Genomic DNA, 16,178 nt, shown 5'->3' with positions numbered 1-16,178 from the left:
CAGTCGCGCGCCCCTCTCCCGCCGCGGGCGATCGTGAGGTGCCGACTTCGGTGGGTGTTTGCGCGGTTGCACCCACCGAAGTGGGCACCTCGCGAGGCGGAGCGGGTCACAGTGCGGGTCACGGCTCGGGCCTCGGCGCCACGCGCGGGGTGATCGTCTGCTCCTCGATGAAGGTCGCGCCGAGCAGGTCGCGCACCACCGCCTCGCCATACTTGGTCGGCTTCGGTTTGGCGGATGCCGACGCCGGCGCCGCGGGAGCCGCCGGCGGCTCGGGCGCTGCAGGGGGCTCCGGTTCTGCGGGGGGCTCCGGCTGCGCGGGGGCGCCGGGGTCACTCGGGGGCGTGGACTGCTGCGCGGGGGCAGCGGGCGCCTGCCCGGGGGCGGCGGGCGCAGCCTGCTTCGCGGTGCCAGCGGGCGCAGCCTGCTTCGCGGTGCCAGCGGGCGCGGAGGTCGCGGGGGTGGGGGTCGCCGGAGCTGAAGTGTCGGGTGCTGCCGCGGTGCGAGTGTGCTCGGGGAGCGACGTGGGGGCAGACGATGTGGGGATCTGCGCGACCGCCCAGCCAGTGGAGCCCTGGGCTGGAGCCGCCGGTGCAGGGGCGCTCTGCGGGGGGTCGGCTTGGGCATCCGGGCGCGCCGACTCGGACACGCGGGCAATGAGCAGCGGCTCGATGCCGAGCACCTGCACCATCGCCTTCTTGAGGTGATCGCCGACACCCTCGCCGGGGGCGGACTGCTGCTTGAGGGCAGCCACATCGTTTTGGCTGGGGAACGACAGCACGAGCACGTTGCCGTCCCGCAGCTCGAGGGGCTTCGCGGTGGCGACCACCATCCACGCGGTGCGTTTGGCGCGCTCGATGACGTCGAGAATCTCGGGCCACGCGTCCTTCACCTGCTGGATGGAGACGGGGACGCTGGAGCTTGGAGAATCGCGCAGCGATTCCGCGACGCCAGCGCCGACGGAGCCCCCGTCGGGCTCGCTCGGGGGCTCGCTCTCGAGACGCTGCTGCGCAGCTCCTCGACCAGCGGTATCAGGGGCAGGCTCCGAGGCTCCGGCGGTTTCCGCGGGGGCGGTACCCGCGGGGGTGGCGCTGTCGGGGGCCGCGTCGCGGAGGTTCTCGGCGGGTGCGGCCTGTTGCTCGTCTGCGGACGGCGTGGCGGGAGAATCTCCGCGATGCGGCACGGCGGCAGCGGCCGACGGCTGCGCGGCGGCAGCGGCCGGGGCCTGCGCCGCTCCCCCATCCACGCCGATGCGGCGCTCGAGACGCTCCACACGGGCGAGGGCACCCCGCTCGGTGTCGTCGCTCGAGGGCACGAGGATGCGCGCGGCCATCAGTTCGAGGTGGAGGCGGGGGCTCGTGGCACCCGTCATCTCCGTGAGGGCAGCGTTGACAACATCCGCCGCCCGCGACAGCTCCGCCGAGCCGAACGCCTGCGCCTGGGCGGACATGCGGTCGAGCTGGTCCTGCGGGATGCCGCGCAGCACCGCCTGCGCATTACCGCGCGTCGCCGCCACGATGATGAGGTCGCGCAGCCGCTCGAGAAGGTCCTCGACGAAACGTCGCGGGTCCTGGCCGGTCTGGATCACGCGATCCAGCGACGCGAACACGGATGCCGCGTCCCGGGCGCCGATCGCATCGACCACCTCGTCCAGCAGCTCGCCGTGGGTGTACCCGAGCAGCGCCACCGCACGCTCGTACTCGATGGTGTCGCCCTCGCTGCCTGCGATGAGCTGGTCCAGCAGCGAGAGGGTGTCACGCACGGAGCCACCACCAGCGCGCACCACCAGGGGCAGCACCCCGGCATCCACGGACACACCCTCGCTGTCGCACAGCTCCTGCACATAATCGAGCAGCTGCGCCGGCGGCACCAAGCGGAACGGGTAGTGGTGGGTGCGACTGCGGATCGTGCCGATGACCTTCTCGGGCTCGGTGGTCGCGAAGATGAACTTGACGTGCTCCGGCGGCTCCTCGACGATTTTCAGCAGCGCGTTGAAGCCCTGCGGTGTGACCATGTGGGCCTCATCGAGGATGAAGATCTTGAAGCGGTCGCGGGCGGGAGCGAAAACGGCGCGCTCTCGCAGGTCGCGGGCGTCGTCGACACCGTTGTGGGATGCCGCGTCGATCTCCACCACGTCGAGGCTGCCTGCGCCGTCGCGGCTCAGCTCGATGCAGCTCGGGCACACGCCGCACGGGGTGTCGGTGGGGCCCTCGGCGCAGTTGAGGCAGCGCGCGAGAATACGGGCGCTCGTCGTCTTACCGCAACCACGGGGGCCGGAGAAGAGGTACGCGTGGTTGACGCGATCGGTTCGCAGCGCCGTGCGGAGCGGATCGGTCACCTGCGACTGGCCGATGAGCTCGGCGAACGTCTCTGGCCGGTAACGGCGGTACAGGGCGGCAACCACGTACCCAGAGTAGTCGCCGCCGGTGACGGTATCGCCGGGCATCCCCAGCGTCGCGGGCTTCGCTCGTGAGGTGCCCAGTTCGGTGGATGTTTCGCGCGTGCGACCCACCGAAGTGGGCACCTCACGGAGGGAAAGGGAGAGCAGCGACTGCACGGATGCGCCGGACGAGGTCATGTGGCTCGCGAAGGTCATCCGCGCCGACCTCGAAGACGCGCCACCCCTCGGCCTCGATGCGTGTGCGCCGCGTGATGTCGGAACGCCACTGCTGCTTGTCGCGGTGGTAATCGCCGAGGTACTCGATGACGAGTCTGAGTTGATCCACGCGGAGATCCGGACGGGCAATGAATCGGTCACGACGATCATAGATCGCCTCGTTGACCGAAATAGGCGGGAACCCCGCCTCGAGAAGCAGGACCCTCAGGATGGATTCGGGCGGTGACTCGGCACGATCGCTGAGCAAGTGCAGAGCCCTCCACAGCGTGCGAAGGCCGCGACGGCTGACACGATGGCGAAGCGCCCAGTCGAGCCCGGGACGTGTGGCCAGGGGCCGTTCGTGGAAGATCACGAAGTCGCCGGCAGCAACAAGATCCGGCAGCGACAGCTCCCATAGGTCGAGCCACGTGCGAACGGGCGTTGTGAGCGGGAGTCCTTGGTGCACGGTGAGTTCATCCGCCACGAGCGCGCGATGGCCGATGATGCCCTTGGCATGTGGAGCTCTCGCGGGTTCCGGCACGGAGATGTGCACGAAGGGCCGAGGACGTGGAGGAAGAGGAGTACCCCACAGGAGCGCGGCGGTGTCGTGACTGAAGAAGGAGTCGCCCGGCATCCGTTCCTGAAACTGCATGCACCGATCGACGAAGGTCGGTTCCCCCACGAAGCGGGTGCCCCACACACTCCGATCGAGATCCGACGCCCGCAGCCGCTGGAGCGACCCCACCACGGCGGATCCCTCACGAACTGAAAACGCCCGTGCCGCGAGTTCGGGCGGGAGCGGGATTCGGCGACTCATGGGTGCAGCATCCGTCATCCGGAGTAACCGAGGGGACTCGACCGCGCGATCTGTGGACCTATCGGGCCTGGGGGTAACCGTCCGCCGCTCGTGAGGTGCCCACTTCGGTGGGTCTCCGCGCAAATACACCCACAGAACTGGGCACCTCACGGTGCGGCAGCCCGCTACAGGAGCGCGGCAGCCTGGCGGGCGATCTCGAGCTCCTCGTTGGTGGGGATTACGAGGGCGGCTACGGGCGAAACATCCGTGGAGATCACCGTCGTGCCCCGTGTCGCGTTGCGCTCTTCGGAGAGGTGGATGCCCGCCCACTCGAACCCGGCGAGCGCCGCCGCGCGCACCGGCGCCGCGTTCTCGCCGACACCCGCGGTGAAGACGATCGCGTCCGCTCCCCCGAGCTCGGCGAGGTAGGCGCCGATGTAGTGGCGCAGCCGGTGCACGTACACGACGAACGCGAGCTGCGACGACGCGTCGCCCGCGGTGACCCCGGCGAGCACGTCGCGCATGTCGGTGTGCCCGGCGAGCCCGAGCATGCCGCTGCGGCGGTTGAGTAGCGTGTCGAGCTCCGGCAGCGTGAATCCCGCCCGCCCGAGGTGGAACAGGATGCCCGCATCCACGTCCCCCGACCGTGAGCCCATCACGAGCCCCTCCAGGGGGGTGAGACCCATGGACGTGTCGATGGACACCCCGCCCTTGATGGCACACACCGAGGCACCGTTGCCGAGGTGCAGCACGATGAGCCGAAGGTCGTCGAGGGGGCGCCCGAGTACGTCGGCCGCGCGCGCGGACACGTACTGGTAGGACGTTCCGTGGAATCCGTACCGGCGCACCCCGTGGTCGGCCGCGACGGTGGAGTCGATGGCGTAGGTGTAGGCGGCCGGGGGCATGTTCGCGTGGAACGCGGTGTCGAACACGGCGACGTTCGGCACACCGGGGAACGCCTCGCGGGCCGCGCGGATGCCGGCGACGTTGGCGGGGTTGTGCAGCGGCGCGAGGGCGGAGAGCTCCTCGATGGACTCGAGCACCGCGTCATCCACGAGGGTCGCCGCGGCGAAGAGGGCGCCACCGTGCACAACGCGGTGACCGATGACGTCGGGGTGCACGTCGCCGAGCTCGTCGAGGATGGAGCGCATCGCGGCGGCGTGGTCGACACCGCCCTCACCGATTCGTTCGACGATGCCGCCGGCCTCGCGTGAGCCCGACGCGGCGTCGAGGAGTTCCCACTTGATCGACGAGGAGCCCGAGTTCACGACAAACGCGAGAGTCATGACGCAGCACCTTGGATCGCCGTGATCGCGACCGTGTTGACGATGTCGCGCACGAGCGCCCCGCGCGAGAGATCGTTGACGGGTTTACGGAGGCCTTGCAACACGGGCCCGATCGCGACCGCACCGGAGGAGCGTTGCACCGCCTTGTAGGTGTTGTTGCCCGTGTTGAGGTCCGGAAATATGAAGACGGTCGCGCGGCCGGCAACCTGTGACTCTGGCAGCTTGGTGCGGGCGACCGCAGCATCCGCCGCCGCGTCGTATTGAATCGGCCCCTCCACGAGCAGGTCGGGCCGCCGCGAGCGCACAAGGTCGGTCGCGGCGCGCACCTTGTCGACGTCGGCGCCCGTTCCGGACTCCCCCGTCGAGTACGACAGCATGGCGATACGCGGGTCAATGCCGAACTGCTGAGCGGTGGCGGCCGCCGAGATGGCGATGTCGGCGAGTTGCTCCGACGTGGGGTCGGGCACAACGGCGCAGTCGCCGTAGACGAGCACCCGATCCTCGAGCGCCATAAAGAACACACTCGAGACCACCGACACCCCTTCGACGGTTTTGATGAACTCGAACGCGGGGCGGATCGTGTGCGCCGTCGTGTGCATGGCGCCGGAGACCATACCGTCGGCGAGGCCTAACTGCACCATCATGGTGCCGAAGTAGGAGACATCCGTCACAATGTCGCGCGCATCCTCGATCGTCACACCCTTGTGAGCCCGAAGCCGCGTGTACTCCTGGGCGAAACGCTCGCGCAGCTCCGGATCGAACGGACTCGTCACCGTCGCCGCCGACAGGTCGACACCGAGGGCGGATGCCCGTGCCCGCACGTCCTGCTCATCCCCCAGAATCGTCAACTCGACGACCTTGCGCGCCAGCAACGTGCCCGCCGCCAAGAGGATGCGGTCGTCGCCACCCTCCGGCAGCACGATACGTTTGCCGGCCGCCCGCGCCCGTTCGAGGAGTGTGTACTCGAACATGAGCGGCGTGACGGCAGTCGACTGACCCGCACCGAGGGCCGCGATGAGGTGCTCCCCGTCGACGTGGGTCTCGAAGAGGGCGAGCGCCGTGTCGATCTTGCGCTGCGACAGGGCCGTCAGCTGCCCCCGCACCTGGGAGATGCGCTGCGCCGTCTGCCACGTACCGAACTCGGTGGTGATGATCGGCAGTGACTGGTCGAGACCCTCCATGAGCCGCATGATCACGGGCGAAAGCTCGAAACCGCCGTTGAGGATGATGCCCGCGAGAGACGGGAACGTTCCGGATGCGTGGGCGGTGAGCGCCGCGACGAGCATCTCCGAACGATCACCGGGAATGATCACCACCCCACCCTCGACGAGGCGCGGGAGCACATTCTCCATGGACATGGCCGCGATGACGACACCCAGTGCGTCCCGGCTGAGGAGAACTTCGTCACCCTGAAGCAGCGCCCCCTCGACGGCCGTCATGAGCTGGCGCATCGTCGGTGCCACGAGGAGGGCATCCTCCGGCACCGCCCACACGGGCACCTGGGTGGCGTGCGCGACCGTGTCGACGATGCCCTCGAGGAGCTCGGGGTCTGCACGGTTGACGACGATCGCGAGGAGGCTCGCGTAGGCGTTGGTGAGTTCGGGCAGCGCGAGCTCGGTGACCTGGCGGAGTTCGTCGGCGGTGCGGGCCTGCACGCCGTCCGGCTCGCGGCCCGTGAGGACCAGCAGCACGGGGGTGCCGAGGTTGGCGGCGATACGCGCGTTGTACGCGAGTTCGGTGGGGGACGCGACATCCGTGAAGTCCGAGCCGATCACCACAACGGAGTCGACCCGGGACTCGACAGCCTTGAAGCGTTCGACAATCGTGGAGAGGGCCGCCTCGGGGTCGTCGTGAACCGCCTCGTAGGTGGTGCCGATGCAGTCGTCGTAGTTGAGGTCGACGCCGTCACGGGAAAGCAGGAGTTCGAGCACGAAGTCGGGTTCGACGGTGGAGCGCGCGATGGGGCGGAACACACCGACCCGTTCGCCGCTGCGCAGCAGGGTGTCGAGCACACCCAGGGCGACGGATGATTTGCCCGAGTGACCCTCGGCCGAGGTGATGTAGATGGAACGAGCCACGCCCCCAGCCTAGGCGCGGGTACTGGGCGTGACTCGTGAGGTGCCCACTTCGGTGGGTGTTTGTGGCGCCCGACCCACCGAAGTGGGCACCTCACGAAAAAGAAAGGACTCCTCGCGCACCCGCCAGAGCCCGGTTACCCTTGCTACGTTTCCGTCCTGGGGGAGTTGGCCTGGATGGCGCCACGCGAGGAGCCACTCCCATTGTACGGGTATGATTTCTGGAGGTCATTCCCGGTAACGGGATGCCCGACCCGGGAGAATTCGCCTAGTGGCCTATGGCGCACGCTTGGAAAGCGTGTTGGGTGCAAGCCCTCGGGGGTTCGAATCCCCCATTCTCCGCCAAACGATTACAGGGGTACCGCGCCAGCGGTGCCCCTGTAATCGTTTAATCGAACGCTGCATGAGAACCCCCGTGGGCCCCCGCTGAGCAGTCCGGCGGAGCGCGCAGCGATCTGCCGGCGGCTCAGTAGGGGAGTCGAATCCCCCACCCGCGCGGCCCCGCCCCGCGCGGCTCCCCCACCCTCGCCCCCCCCATCCACGGGACCGCATTAATGAGGACATGCGCATTTTGTACCCCGACGGATATATTGAGGTGCTCCCGCGGCAGACGGTGAGTCTACCGGGGGGAGTCGGGTTGGAGACGGTAGCCACACTCGTGGAGGTGAAGCCCCGGGCATCCCTCGGCCGCGCGTGGATCGCGGGCACGATTGTCGGCGCCGTCCCCCTTTTCGGTGTGCTCTACTGGCTCGCGTGCGATCACGGCGACTGGCGCGCGATCCTGGCGCTGCAGATCTTTGTGACGGGTGTGGCCGTGCTCGTGTGGCTGCGCCAACGGCACGCGTTCGCTGCGGTGACGGAGCAGACCGTGCTCAAGCAGTCCTTCTTTTTGCGGTACACGGTGCGGCGTGCGGATGTCGCGACCGCCGTCATCGCGCGTGCGTGGCGTAACGGCTCCTCGGAGTCCCGCACGGAGTTGCTGCTCAAGAACGACGCGGATCACACGATCATGCGGTTCAGCGGAACGTTCTGGTCGGATGAGGACATCGACGCCGTCGCGGAGGCCGTCGGCGCAACCGTCGTTCACGAGACCACACCGCTGTCGTCGCGCGAGTTTTTCAGCCGCCACCCCGGTGCTGCCTACTGGTACGAGGGTCGCCCGTGGGTCGCCGTCATCGGCGTCGGCGTGGCGTTCGCTGCTGCCTTCCTCGCCGTGAGCGTGATCATGCAGGCGATCGGCGCGCCGAGCGCGTTCCAGCTATAGCGACGGCCGCCCGAAGCCGTTGAAGCAGGGGCGGCATCGCGACGCCGCCCCTGCTTTCTAGGCCGAGGCTCGTCGGATCACAACGGCGGCGAGACCTGCCAGGAGGAGCATGACAGCGAGTCCGAGCGGCCAGCGCGAGTCGAGCCCGGTGCTTCCCAGTAGTCCGGTCGCCGCGAAGGTGTTCGTGACCGTCACCGACTGTGTTCCGTGGATGTCGAGCACGGTTCCGTCGGCGGACGTGTCGTCGCTGTCGATGTAGCGGACGGTTGCGCCGGCCGGGGCATCCACCTCGCGTACCTCACAGTCGGCCCCCGCGGCGACGCCGATGGTGCGCGTCTGGCCGTGACTCAGGTCAAACGCAGCGTCCTCGGGCGCGAGGGGGTACACCCCATCGCCGAGCCAACAGGTCACTTCGAAGTGGTACGGACCGGCCGCACCCGGGCCTTCTACCCGCTTTGTGACGTCCAGGTAGGCAAACTCGTTGGTGATCTCGAGCGTCTGGACGCCGATCACATCATCGACCGTGCCGTCAGGCACGTCCGCGCCATCGAGCCGATAGGTGACCGCCGCCGCCCCGGGATCCTCTTCGACGACGTCGCAGTCGACTCCGGGTGCGACAGGAATGACGCGCGTCTCGCCGTCACTCAACTCGAAAGCGCTGTCTCCCTCGTCGAGCTCGTAGGGCTGTCCGTCGAGGGTGCACGTGACGGTGAAGGAGTACGGGCCGGGCTCGCCTCCGATGACCGTTTTGGTCACCTCAAGGTGCGCGAATTCGTTCGTCACGAGGATGCTCGCCTCCCCGTCGATACCTTCGACCGTGCCGGGGGCGCTCTCCGCATCACTGTCGCTGTAGGTGACGAGCACATGCGCGCCGTCGGCCTCGGTAGCCGTGCAGTCGACGCCTGGTGCCACCTCGATGACGCGCTCCTCACCGTGGCTCAGTTCGAAGAACGCGTCGGTCTCGTCGAGCGGGTACGGCTCACCCTCATATGTGCAGGTCACGGTGAACTCGTAGGGCCCGGCCGGACCAGGCCCCACGACCTCTTTGCTGACGCTCAACTCGGCGATGTCGAAGGTGTTGGTTGCGACGATTTCGAGTTGCTGCGTCTCAGCGGGCGTACCTGCAGTGACCTCAACTCCGGTCTCCCACGTGTCAGGCTGCACAGTCGATTCGGTTGCCGCACCGGCATCCGTCTCCTCGCCGAAGCACCGCGCCCCGAGCGGCAGGAGCAGGGCTTCACCGTCGACCTCGATGATGACTGTCTCACCGCCGCTGATCTCCATGGTCTCCGAGTAGAGCGTCACGAGGTCGCCCTCGACGTCGAGCTGGCACGTCACGAGCACGTCGAAGACGGCGGATGTCGCGGCCTCGCTCTCACTCCCCTCACCTGCGAGCACCTTCGCGAGGCTGACGGCGCCCGCCGAGTAGTAGTTCGTGGCGTCGGCGTAGAGAATCTGCTCGTCGTCGACGATCGTGACGAGCACGGGAGAGGCGAGCGAGTCCGACCCGCTCGCGGCGGTTTCGGTGATCGTACATTCGCTGCCAACGGGGATGCCGGTGATGGTCTCGGACGAGATTGTCGTGGACTCGCCGTCACGGGTCAGCGTGACCTCTTCGTCGTAGACGGTGTCACCCTCGAAGGTGCACGTCACGTCGAAGACGAACTCGTCGCCGGCGAACGGCACCACCCCGGCTCCGCTGAGCGACTTGCGAATCACGAGCGAACCGTCGCTGAACACGTTCTCGACTGACAGGGTGAATACCTCGTCGGCTTCGTCAATGAACACAGTCTCGGGGTCGATATTCACCTCGGTCGCCCCGCCGTCCTCTGTCTCCTCGACCGAGCACGTGGAGCCGACGGGAACGGTGATGAACTCGCTCCCGGAGCCCGTGATCTCGACCGTCTGCGGGAACCCCTCGTCGGCGACGCCATCCGTTTCGCACGTGACCTCGAGTTCGAAGGTCTGGTCATCGCCGAACCATCCTGCCCCGTCGTCTTCGACAACCTTGTTGGCACTCAGTTGCGCCGTCTGGCGCACGTACCCGAAGTCGACATCGGTGCGATCGACATCGATGTCGAGAGTGAAGTTCTGCGAGTCGCTATCGGGGCTGGCCGTGCCGCCGTCGAGGTCGTACGTCGCGGCGTACCCGAAGGGCAGAGTGGTGGTGTCGACCTGCACGCGGTAGGTGTCCGAGTGGTAGCCGGGGAACGTGTAGATGCCGTCCGGCCCGGTGGTCGTGGTGTCCAGCTCCGCGCCGTTCTCGTCGAGGAGGACGACCGTCACCCCCTCGAGGCCCGGCTCGCCGACATCCTGCACGCCGTCGCTGTTCAGGTCGTGCCACACACGGTCGCCGATGCTCGAGGCGACCACGCGGATCTGCGATACAAGTGTCGGAGGAATTGCCTGGGCGAGATTCTCGGCGCGACCGGCGCCCACCTGGTTGCGATAGAGGTCGCCCTCGGCGTTGCCGCTCGGGTCGGCGAAGATCCTCACCGCGCCGACCTCACCGGGCGACAGGTCCGCGACCCTGATACGGATCGCCGTCACGTCAGCAAGGTCGCCGACGTACGCGGATGCTTCGACCCACGTCGACGTGTTGGTGGCGGGGTCCACATCCACCGTGGCCACAGCATCCGTCGTGTATTCGATGGTCGTGTCGGTCCCGGCGATGACCTGCGCCCCATCGAAGCCGAAGGCGCCATCGAAGTCCGTGCCTCGTCCGTCCCCGTTGTGTGGCAGGACGTCGATGAACGTCGTCTCGCCGAGCGCGGATCCCAGTGTGTTCGAGTAGGAGATAGTCCAGGACAGGTCGTCCGGCTCGATCTCGACGAGAGGGAAGTCGGCGACTTTCGAGACACGCACAGCACCGGGGGCGGCGACGGTGAGCGTCCACTGATCCGTGCGGCCAGCCTCGGTCTGGTCGGTGACCCCGTCATCAACCTTGACGACTGCAGTGTTGAGGAGTTGTTGCCCGTTCGTCACGAGGGTGGCCACCACCACGGAGTAGACGATCTGCTCGATCACGTCGCCCGACACGAGCGTCGAGGTCGGGGTGAAGGTCAGCTCGGCGCCGCTCACGTCGTCACTCGTGCAGGCGAGGCCATCGGGCCCGAGGTTCGGCGCCGCTGTGACCGACATCGTCCAACCCGTCACTGACGGATCAAGTTGCGGCTCCTGGAGGCAAGGGTGGAGGGTGTCGACGACGCGCAGCCCCGTGAGCTCGGTGCTGATGTCGGACTCGGAAGTGAACGCGGTCACATCGAGCGAGTACGGTACACGGGCTCCCGCGACGGAGTTGGTTTGTCCGGCGGGCACCGTGTCCTTATCGAGCGCGAGTGTGAGTTCGGCAACGCTAAAGCTGTCGCGGTTGACCCAGCGCCAACCGTCGGGGTTGTCCTCGGGGTCAACCTGCTGGTCGTAGTAGAGGTGCGAGAAGTCGGGGATGACCGTGCCGGTGGCAACGGAGTCGTCGACCTTCATCGGTAGCGTCCACGGCTGGCCGTTATATTCGCGGACGGCCGGTGTCGTCCACCGGATGGCAGTGATGGTGTCCGGTCCGCCCGGCACCTCCTCCCAGGTCTCGTACCAGGGTCCGTCGGCGAGGTCACCCCACACGCCGCAGTCCGCGTTCTCGCGCGCCGTGTCATCCGCGAAAACCTGGTTCGAGAACTGAATGCGCTCCTGCGTCGTCGGCTGGTTCCACCACCCCTCCTGCGAGGTGCCGGTCATGCCGTTCGGATCGAATTGCTGCAGCGCCGGATCCCACACGTCGCACATCATCATGTTCGCCGGTAGTTCTTCGCGATTGGGGTCCCACTGCACGTTGAAGCCCGCCCAGAAGTCGTCGCCGCGGAACTGCACTCCGTCCTGGTTGCCTTGGGCTCCGTTGTTCACGTCGTTCGTGCCGGTTGTACCGTTGAGCGGCATGCACCACCACCAGTGGCCGCCGCAGTTTGCTGGGGCGTAGACGCCGAACTTCTGCCGGAGGCTCTTGCCCGTGTAGATGTCCCCGAGTCCGGGCACCGGGCCCGTCACGTTGATGTATGCGCAGTTGTCATTGCCGTTACCGCTCACACATTCGGCGCCTGTTTCAGAACCGTTCTCGAACTCGACGCCGAGGTTCGATCCGCTGCTCACCCCATCGGGGTCGAACTCGACGAACTGGTTGATCTTCAGTTCGGTGACCGGGTAGCCGGGCAGGCTGCGGTTAGGGATAGCGACGGTCATCGCTCCGTGCCACGCCAGCCCGGACGTCCCCGGCAACACACTCTGCGGGGGCACGGCCATGCCACCCGGCAGTTCGATGAGGATGTCCCCGCCGGGGCCGCTCGGCTGCGTGCAGGTCATCGACGGCCCGCTCACGTGCGACACGGGGCACTGCACGAGTGTCGCTTCCGGATCGATACCCGTCACGATGTCGCGGAACGTCAGCGGCTGCAGGGCGTCCTGACCCTTGAAGTTGTTGGCGCTCTCGGCGACGATCTGCACCCAGAACGAGAGATGGGTCGCGGGCTCCGGCCCGAACCCGAAGTCCACCTCGGCGAAGCTGTAGCTCCCCCACGCTCCCTTGACGAGGTTCCAGCGCGGCTGACTCCGCACCGTGACAGTGCTCGCGGGATCGACGTCCACAGGGCCCGAGTCATCCGTCACCACGAGCTCCGCCGTGTAGGTGCTGCCGTCGCCCACACCCGGCTCGGGAATCGCGAACACGGGCATCTGACCGGAACGGGCCGACCCCGTGTTGGGGAAGGTAAGAGTGCAGGTAAGGGTGAGACCGTCGACCGAGAGCTCTACAACGCCGGTGTAGTCGGCTCCGCCCTCACAGACCGTGAGCGAGAGCGGATCCCACGACCAGCCGGCGGGAAGTGTCTGGCTGATGACGACATCGTCGGCACCCTCGGCGCTCACGCTGTAGTTCCATCCGAAGGTGACCGTGTCGTCGGTACACACGATCCCATCGGTCGGTGACTCGTCGGCGAGCGAGCTGTCGGGGTCGGTCACGAGACACTCGTTGACCGTGCCGTGCGCGGTTCCGTCCTGGATGACAGAGATATCAATGCCGACGAGCGCGGCCGCTGACGCTGGAGTCGCGCCCAGCGGTAAGAGCACGCCGCCCAGCAGAGCGACGGCGAGAACGGAGGAAAGGGTGGTTCGAGCGGTTGCAGAGCGCACGGCGGTCCCATCGAAAGAGCGAATCCGGTGCTCCCCAGCGCCCGGACATGACTATTTCGCTCTGCGGATGAGCTTGCTTCACGCTAACCCATCGCTGCGACGTCGCGCGCCCCCCGTCCGGGGTCAGACCGCGCGGTCCTCCAGCCCCCACGCCTGCCCATACCCACCCTCGGCGACCGGCAGCGCCATCAACGTGAGGAACGGCTCGGCGTCGAACGCCTCAGGCCCGAGCACACCCGTACCCGACCACGTGCCGTTTGCCAGCAGCTCGAGCGCGATAACCGGGTTGAGGGCCGTCTGCCACACGACGCACTGGCTCTCGTATTCGGCCATCGTCCACTCGTTGTCGGCCACATGGTAGAGGTACACCTCGCGGGGTTTACCGTCGACGCCGGTGCCGGTGACCCACAGCCCTGCGCAGGTTTTGCCGGTCATCCGGGGCCCGAGGGTCGCCGGGTCTGGCAGGCCCGCCGCAACAACGTCGCGGGGCGCAACCATGACGGGGCCATCGGCCGAGCGCACGCGAAGCGGCTCGGTTTTGTCGAGGCCCAACTGGTGAAGGGTCTTGAGGATGCCGATGAACTCCTCCCCCAGCCCGTACTTGAACGTCACGCGTTTTGCGTCCACCCAGCGCGGCATGAGCAGCACCTCTTCGTGCTCGACGTTGACGCACTCGACCGGTCCGATGCCCTCGGGAAAGTCGAAGACTTCCGGCTCGGAGAACGGCGCGGTGGTGTACCAGCCCTTGTCTTTCTCCCAGATCACCGGGGGGTTCAGGCATTCCTCGATGGTCGTCCAGATGCTGAAGCTGGGTGCAAAGATCTCGTTGCCTGCCTCATCGCGCACCACGAGGTTTGCACCGTCGCGTGTGCCCAGCTCGTCGATCTCGCTGAACAGGTGGTCGGCGGCGTACCGTGCAAAAACATCCGAGAGACCGGGCTCAACACCCATGCCGACGAGGGCGAGGCGGCCCGCCTGCTCCCAATCGGGCGCCTGGGCGAACTGGTCGTCGCCGAGCTTGACTCCCGTCTCCTCGTGGGGGTTTGTCGGATGCGGCTCGCTCAAGCTCATCGCCATGTCGAGGTAGTCGGCGCCCGCCGCCAACGCGCCCGCGAAAATCGTGGGGACGAACTTCGGCTCGACCGCGTTCATAACGTGGGTTGCACCGTGCTCGCGGGCAACCGCTGCGACGTTCTCCGGGTCGGAGGCATCGATGCGTGCAGCGACAAAACGCCCGCACGCCTCCCCCCGAGCCTCCACCCACGCGACGGTGCGCTCGGCCCGCGCCAGGTCGTAGTCACTCACGACGATCGTCTCGAAGAAGTCTCGGCGTGCGGCAATCTTCGCGATGGCGTCGCCCACACCGCCGGCGCCCACTAGCAGTATCCTCATGAGCCAACGCTAGTGCTTTCGGGCCACTCTCGGCCCAGCGATTTTGTCAGGTCGCGACGGCACCACGTTCGGCGGGCACACGCTCCGGCGAGCCGATGATCGTGGGGTCGGCGAGCAGGTCGGCGAACGCGAGTTCGGCCGCTCCCACCATGAGAATGCTCTGCCCGAGCTGGGCCCGCTCGACCTCGACCCCAGCACCGCCGCCGATCATGGGGCTGCGCTCGGAGATCGGCGCAAAGAGCTCCGGAACCACCGAGTACAACGAACCGAGGAAGCCACCCAGCACAACCCGGCGGGTGTTGAACACGTTCACCGCGTTTCGCAGGGCGATCACGAGATACTTCGCCTGACGCTCGACAAGTTCGGCCAGTTCCGGCGTCGGGCCTTCCGCGAAGGCAGAGATGAGTGCTTCGTCCAGTCGCTCGGCCTCGCTGTCGTGCAGGCCGAGCGCCTTCAGTAGCGGCTGGCGGAACACCTCGGTTTCGAGGCATCCGGATGCCCCACAGTGGCAATCGCGCCCCTGCGTGTTGACGAGCGTGTGACCGAGTTCGCCCGCGTAGCCGTTCGCGCCGGTCAGGAGCACACCGTCGACGATCACACCGCCGCCGATACCGCTCGCTCCCCCGTTGAGGTAGATCATGTCGTCGACTCCACGGCCGGCGCCGAACGTGTGCTCGGCGATCGCGCCGCACATGGCGTCGTTGGCGGCGGTGACCCGGTAGCCGGTCGCCGCGGAGAGTTCCTCGGCGAAGGGCTCGTCACGCCAGCCGAGATGGGGGGCGAGTCGCACCATGCCGTCGGATGCCCGGACCAGACCCGGCATGGCGACCCCGAGCCCGATGACCTTCTGGTCCTCCGAGTCGGCCATGGTCATTCCGTCGACGACGGCTTTAACGACGTTGACCGCTTCCTGCGGTGACGGGATCCGCACGTTGTCGTAGCGAACCCGGCGAACGACGGTGCCCCCGAGCCCGACGAGGCCGATGGTGATGGCGTCGAGTTCAGGATTGATGGTGATGGCCGTGATGGTGGGGCTGGGGGTGATGACGAGGCTCGGTCGCCCCACTTGGCTGCTCGACTCCGGCGTCGACTCGACGACGAGACCCCGCGCGACCAGTTCCGAGACGAGGGCAGCGATGGTGGAACGGTTGAGCCCGAGTTCGCGAGTCAGCTGAGCTCGAGAGACGGCGCCGGATGTGTGTACCAGGCCGAGCACGAGTGACAGGTTGTTTCGACGTACGTTGTCCAAATTGTTGCCGCGGTAGGCCTTGGGCCCGCGAATCTGCACCGGAGATGCCAGTTCACTGGATGACACAACCCGATCCTCTCGCCTTCAGCGCCCCGTAGCAGGCTGACGACACCGCACACATCGTGGCTAGGTCACGCTTACGCAAGCGACACCCCGCGGTCGTTGCGAGAGGCAACAATGCTACCACTCGCCCTGATGGCGGGCTGTGAATCACAGTATTGCCGACGTGAGCTCAACCCTTGTTGTGTGACGCGGCTTAACACGGATGACCGCCGCGGCTCCGGTCGGGTGCTTGTGCACCGTTCCGAGGCCGCGGCGGCCATCACGTGTTTAGTTAGTCGCTAGCTG

The 16,178-nt window shown here is 67.3% G+C and carries 8 protein-coding genes, 1 tRNA gene and 1 other RNA gene; 2 read left to right on the top strand and 8 right to left on the bottom strand.

All coding sequences use genetic code 11. The annotated features are described in order from the left end of the window. Positions 1–118 precede the first annotated feature (118 nt). From LH407_RS09750 to ffs, 5 genes are all read right to left on the bottom strand, one after another. Positions 119–2,443, bottom strand: coding sequence for a DNA polymerase III subunit gamma and tau (locus LH407_RS09750; RefSeq protein ID WP_322134945.1), 2,325 nt, complete (start codon positions 2,441–2,443; stop codon positions 119–121). Between the two features lie 79 nt (positions 2,444–2,522). Continuing rightward, positions 2,523–3,410 carry a hypothetical protein gene (locus LH407_RS09745; RefSeq protein ID WP_322134185.1) on the bottom strand — a complete coding sequence of 296 codons (888 nt, stop codon included), beginning with the start codon at positions 3,408–3,410 and terminating at the stop codon, positions 2,523–2,525. A gap of 164 nt (positions 3,411–3,574) precedes the next feature. Further along, on the bottom strand, positions 3,575–4,675 hold the full coding sequence (locus LH407_RS09740) for an acetate kinase (protein WP_322134186.1): 1,101 nt from the start codon (positions 4,673–4,675) through the stop codon (positions 3,575–3,577). Then, a complete protein-coding gene (pta, locus tag LH407_RS09735; RefSeq protein ID WP_322134187.1) occupies positions 4,672–6,753 on the bottom strand; it encodes a phosphate acetyltransferase in 2,082 nt (693 codons plus the stop codon). Before pta ends, LH407_RS09740 begins: the two co-directional genes overlap by 4 nt. 100 nt (positions 6,754–6,853) lie before the next feature. Further along, positions 6,854–6,950: signal recognition particle sRNA small type (ffs, locus tag LH407_RS09730), an RNA gene on the bottom strand. Between the two features lie 57 nt (positions 6,951–7,007). Here ffs and LH407_RS09725 point away from each other — a divergent pair. Both LH407_RS09725 and LH407_RS09720 read left to right on the top strand, forming a co-directional pair. Continuing rightward, a tRNA-Ser gene (locus tag LH407_RS09725) sits at positions 7,008–7,095 on the top strand. A 217-nt stretch (positions 7,096–7,312) separates the two neighbouring features. Further along, positions 7,313–8,014 (top strand): hypothetical protein, encoded by a 702-nt coding sequence (locus tag LH407_RS09720; protein WP_322134188.1) that lies wholly within the window; start codon positions 7,313–7,315, stop codon positions 8,012–8,014. 57 nt (positions 8,015–8,071) lie between these two features. Here the strand turns inward: LH407_RS09720 and LH407_RS09715 are convergent, their stop codons facing one another. The 3 genes from LH407_RS09715 to LH407_RS09705 all read right to left on the bottom strand — a co-directional run bounded on the left by LH407_RS09715 (position 8,072) and on the right by LH407_RS09705 (position 15,896). Continuing rightward, on the bottom strand, positions 8,072–13,189 hold the full coding sequence (locus LH407_RS09715) for a DUF5979 domain-containing protein (protein WP_322134189.1): 5,118 nt from the start codon (positions 13,187–13,189) through the stop codon (positions 8,072–8,074). A 123-nt stretch (positions 13,190–13,312) separates the two neighbouring features. Beyond that, positions 13,313–14,581, bottom strand: a complete 1,269-nt coding sequence (locus LH407_RS09710) for a saccharopine dehydrogenase family protein (RefSeq protein ID WP_322134190.1) — start codon at positions 14,579–14,581, stop codon at positions 13,313–13,315. 46 nt (positions 14,582–14,627) lie between these two features. Then, positions 14,628–15,896, bottom strand: a complete 1,269-nt coding sequence (locus tag LH407_RS09705; RefSeq protein WP_322134191.1) for an ROK family transcriptional regulator — start codon at positions 15,894–15,896, stop codon at positions 14,628–14,630. Between the last annotated feature and the right edge of the window lie 282 nt (positions 15,897–16,178).

This window comes from Antiquaquibacter oligotrophicus, from assembly GCF_020535405.1.
Taxonomy (GTDB): domain Bacteria; phylum Actinomycetota; class Actinomycetes; order Actinomycetales; family Microbacteriaceae; genus Rhodoglobus; species Rhodoglobus oligotrophicus.
The sequence above is the reverse complement of the archived record's forward strand: the minus strand, read 5'-3'. Positions and strand labels throughout refer to the sequence as shown.